The organism is Bathymodiolus heckerae thiotrophic gill symbiont (assembly GCF_900128515.1).
GTDB lineage: Bacteria > Pseudomonadota > Gammaproteobacteria > PS1 > Pseudothioglobaceae > Thioglobus_A.
Genome location: NZ_FQTP01000116.1, coordinates 1 through 3576 on the forward strand (window position 1 = coordinate 1; position 3576 = coordinate 3576).

Below are 3576 nucleotides of genomic sequence, written 5' to 3' on the forward strand. Positions count from 1 at the left end.
CCGACCCCTTGTTGGGTCGGGACGAGGTGACGAGGACGAATCGGGGCGCCGAAGGCATTAGCGGTCGCGTTAAGTTTTTGCCGCTTGCTTGGGCTGGGATGCCCAAAACAAGCTTTCGCAAAAATAGGGACTCCCCGCGTCATCTGTAGCTGGGGTATATTTAATATCTGACAGGTTAACAGGAAAACTCTATGTCGGTAGTGCATATGGAGCGGGTGGCTTTTGGTGCCGTTGGTCTGATTATTACTCAAACTTCCACGGTGGTAATACAGGATTAAAAAAACTTTATAAATCAGGCGGCATAGCCGCATTTGAACAATTCAGTTACTCAATACTCGAAACATGCGATATAGATTTACCTCCTGAATCGGTCATCACAATTGAAAACCGCTGGAAAGAAAAGCTGTTGAGCAGAGAATTTGGTTACAACGAAAATTGAAATTCTAACGAATAAGGATACAAGTATTGAATGCTGTGTTTATAGCTACTACCATCGTATGCAAGTGTGTAATTTTCAATTAGGTTTTCCATATAGGAAAATAATCTAAACTTATTTAATGATTCTTTAAACAATATCCAAGGGATTATTATGATTAGCAGATTTGTACTTATCACCATCTTTTCTACTTCACTATTTGCAGCAGATACATCAACTAATTTTTGTTTAGACAAGCAATCTGCAATAAAAAATGATAATTTTGCAAAAAAATATCCTCAAGATGAAAAGGTTATTATGCTTGTAGCACTGCGTACAGGGTAAGCGCTCAATTGTCAGCGTAATTCACACCATCACAAATTACTGCCACACTATACCCATCGTTAAATAACACGGGAGATTTAAATGGCAGCACTAGAACAAATACAGACCAGAGCTTTCTGGCCTATTCACATAGAACACTGGCAAGCATCAGGGCAATCCCAGGCAGCCTATTGTCGGCAACATGATTTATGTCCGCAAAAGTTTAGCTACTGGAAACGCAAATCGACAGTCAAGCCTACTGGCTCTCCTGGGTTTACACGTATTCGGGTTGACGCGGGTCTTTCATCTGCGTCAGTCGGTGGATTGTCTTTGCGATTTAATGATGGTATTCGGCTGGGAGGTATTACGCAGGACACTATACCGTGCATTCAACCACTGCTTGAGCTGTTGCGGTGACGGTTGTTATGCGTCCCTCTCTGTCTTTAACAGAAGTGTATCTGTATCGGCAGCCCATTGATTTTCGTAAGTCACACCGAGGGCTATCGGCGATTGTTGAATGTGAGTTAGGGCATAATCCTTTTGAGGGGGCTCTCTATGCCTTTACGAATAAACGGCGGAATAAGATTAAATGTCTGTTCTGGGAAGATAATGGTTTTGTTCTTTATTACAAGTCATTGGTAGAAGACAAATTTAAGTGGCCTAAGGGTGAGGAAGAGACATTAACCTTAACAGGGCAACAGTTAAACTGGTTGCTGGATGGCTTTGATATCAGTGCGATGAAAGGCCATAAAAAACTTCAATATGAGTCTGTTTTTTAGCTGTTTTTAGGTTCATTATTGCCACTATAAATGCTATAATACAGCCATGATTTTAGCCAATATTTCAAATATAGAACAACAAGATAAAGCCGGTTCTTTGCTGTCGGAGAGTGTTGCTTTGTTACTTGAAAAAGAACAGGCTATTGATGAGTTAACGCGTGTTATTGAAGTTAAATCCGGGGTGATTTCCGAACAGAAAAAACGCATCCTTATTCTGGAAGAGGTACTTCGCTTATCTAAAATAAAACGCTTTGGGTCATCCAGTGAACAATCTCATCAATCCTCTTTGTTTGATGAAGCAGAGAATGAAGCGGATAGCAATGAGGAGCTAGACCTAGAGGCTGATGAAGGACCTGAGGACGAAAAACAAACAAGTTCTACTGGCACCAAGAAAAAGCCGGGACGCAAACCCTTCTCAGACAAGTTACCCCGCGAGCAAATTTTTATTTATTTAACGGATGAAGAAAAAGAAGGCGCTATTGATACTTTCTTCACGAAAGTGAAAGAAGAGCTGGATATTATTCCTGCTAAAGTACGTGTTCTTGAATATATGCAGGAAAAAGCTGTTTTTACCGAGCTGGTTGACGGCGACAAACAACGCCAGGTTAAAGCCGCACAAATGCCCAGACATCCTATTGCCAGAGCAATGGGAAGCATCAGTTTAATGTGCTTTGTTATTGTTGCCAAGTATGCTGATGGCTTACCTTTATATCGGCAAGAAGGCATCTTGTCTCGTTATGGGTGTGACCTCTCCAGAGCAACATTAGCAAACTGGATGATCGCACTGGCTAAACAACTCCAGCCTTTGATTAACCTGATGCGAGAACATCAACACGCAGGGGCCGTCATACTGGCTGATGAAACGCGGGTTCAGGTACTAAAAGAACCGGGGCGGCTAGCGACCTCAGATAAATATATGTGGGTGACGCTTGGCGGGCCACCCGGTGAAAAAAGCATCTTGTTTGAATACGATCCTTCCCGCAGCCAGGAGGTGCCCATGCGCCTGCTTGATGGTTTTAGTGGCTATCTGCAAACCGATGGCTATGCGGGATATAATACCGTGTGCCTGAAAAACGGCATCACTCAACTGGGGTGCTGGGATCACGCGCGTCGTTATTTTAAAGATGCCCAGAATGCGCAGCCTAAACCCAAAAAGGGACAAAATAACAAACCCTCAAAAGCAGGTAAAACGCTGAGCCTGATTAATAAGCTGTATGGCATTGAGCGAGAAATCAAAGAACTGTCAGTGGATGAAAAATATCAGCAGCGTCAGAAGAGGAGCGTTCCTATACTGAACCAACTCAAAACCTATCTGGAAGAAAACCAGCATAAGGTACCTAAAGATAGCCTGACAGGCAAGGCAATGACTTACCTGAGTAACCAGTGGGAAAAACTCAATGTGTATTGCACCCAGGGTGAACTCAATATTAGCAACATCCTGGCAGAAAATGCGATTCGCCCGTTTGTGATAGGACGCAAAGCCTGGTTATTTTCTGATACCCCTGCAGGTGCTCGTGCCAGCGCAATACATTACAGTCTGATAGAAACGGCTAAAGCAAATGGGCTGGAACCTTATGCATATCTCAAGCAGGTTCTGACTGCTTTACCTTATGCTGATACGGTTGATAAAGTTGAAGCCCTGCTGCCCTGGAATATTAAAAAATCTGATATTTCTGAATAGGGATAGTACGTGCTTCATTGAGCGCTTACACTTGTCAGGCATTGACCACAAGTCGTTAAAAATCTCTTTAAAGCGGTATGCCTGCCCTAACGTAGGGTAAAGTTCAATCATTTCAGCTAATGAAGCTTCTTGCTTGGTGGTTAGATTTTCTCGGTTCCTTAAAAAGGTGTATTTATGTCCTTTGAGTGCAGCATGCTCTTTTCGCTCTTCAACCCGTACTTGATTCATCGCTTCATTTAATAATTTGACGACATGAAATCTATCGAAGGTTATCTCGGCTTCGGGAAAGGCTTCTGCAGCTCCAGCAATAAAGGAGGGTGATAAATCCATACTTATTTGTTCAATTTGTTCTTTCTCTACTCCTTTATTCTTAAGGT

4 protein-coding genes and 1 pseudogene are annotated in these 3576 nt (G+C 42.6%); 4 read left to right on the plus strand and 1 reads right to left on the minus strand.

Annotated features, from left to right (window positions below; all coding sequences use genetic code 11):
- The first annotated feature begins 589 nt into the window (after positions 1-589).
- The 4 genes from BTHERMOSOX_RS09760 to tnpC all read left to right on the plus strand — a co-directional run bounded on the left by BTHERMOSOX_RS09760 (position 590) and on the right by tnpC (position 3199).
- On the plus strand, positions 590-760 hold the full coding sequence (locus tag BTHERMOSOX_RS09760; protein ID WP_171004730.1) for a hypothetical protein: 171 nt from the start codon (positions 590-592) through the stop codon (positions 758-760).
- Between the two features lie 81 nt (positions 761-841).
- Complete coding sequence (gene tnpA / locus BTHERMOSOX_RS12120; RefSeq protein ID WP_428992043.1) at positions 842-1156, plus strand: IS66 family insertion sequence element accessory protein TnpA; 315 nt, start codon at positions 842-844, stop codon at positions 1154-1156.
- The gene (gene tnpB, locus BTHERMOSOX_RS09765) at positions 1153-1518 is read left to right on the plus strand and encodes an IS66 family insertion sequence element accessory protein TnpB (RefSeq protein WP_138120964.1); all 366 of its coding nucleotides are present in this window, start codon (positions 1153-1155) and stop codon (positions 1516-1518) included. The genes tnpA and tnpB overlap by 4 nt, the downstream gene beginning before the upstream one ends.
- Positions 1519-1564: 46 nt before the next feature.
- Positions 1565-3199 (plus strand): IS66 family transposase, encoded by a 1635-nt coding sequence (gene tnpC / locus BTHERMOSOX_RS09770; protein ID WP_249360676.1) that lies wholly within the window; start codon positions 1565-1567, stop codon positions 3197-3199.
- A gap of 30 nt (positions 3200-3229) precedes the next feature.
- Here tnpC and BTHERMOSOX_RS09775 read toward each other — a convergent pair.
- Positions 3230-3576 (minus strand): annotated as a pseudogene (locus BTHERMOSOX_RS09775) (ISL3 family transposase); the annotation flags it as partial.

Coding starts and splice junctions, on each gene's coding strand:
- tnpA (WP_428992043.1), top strand. CDS start 842: ATGGCAGCACTAGAACAAATACAGACCAGAGCTTTCTGGCCTATTCAC.
- BTHERMOSOX_RS09760 (WP_171004730.1), top strand. CDS start 590: ATGATTAGCAGATTTGTACTTATCACCATCTTTTCTACTTCACTATTT.
- tnpC (WP_249360676.1), top strand. CDS start 1,565: ATGATTTTAGCCAATATTTCAAATATAGAACAACAAGATAAAGCCGGT.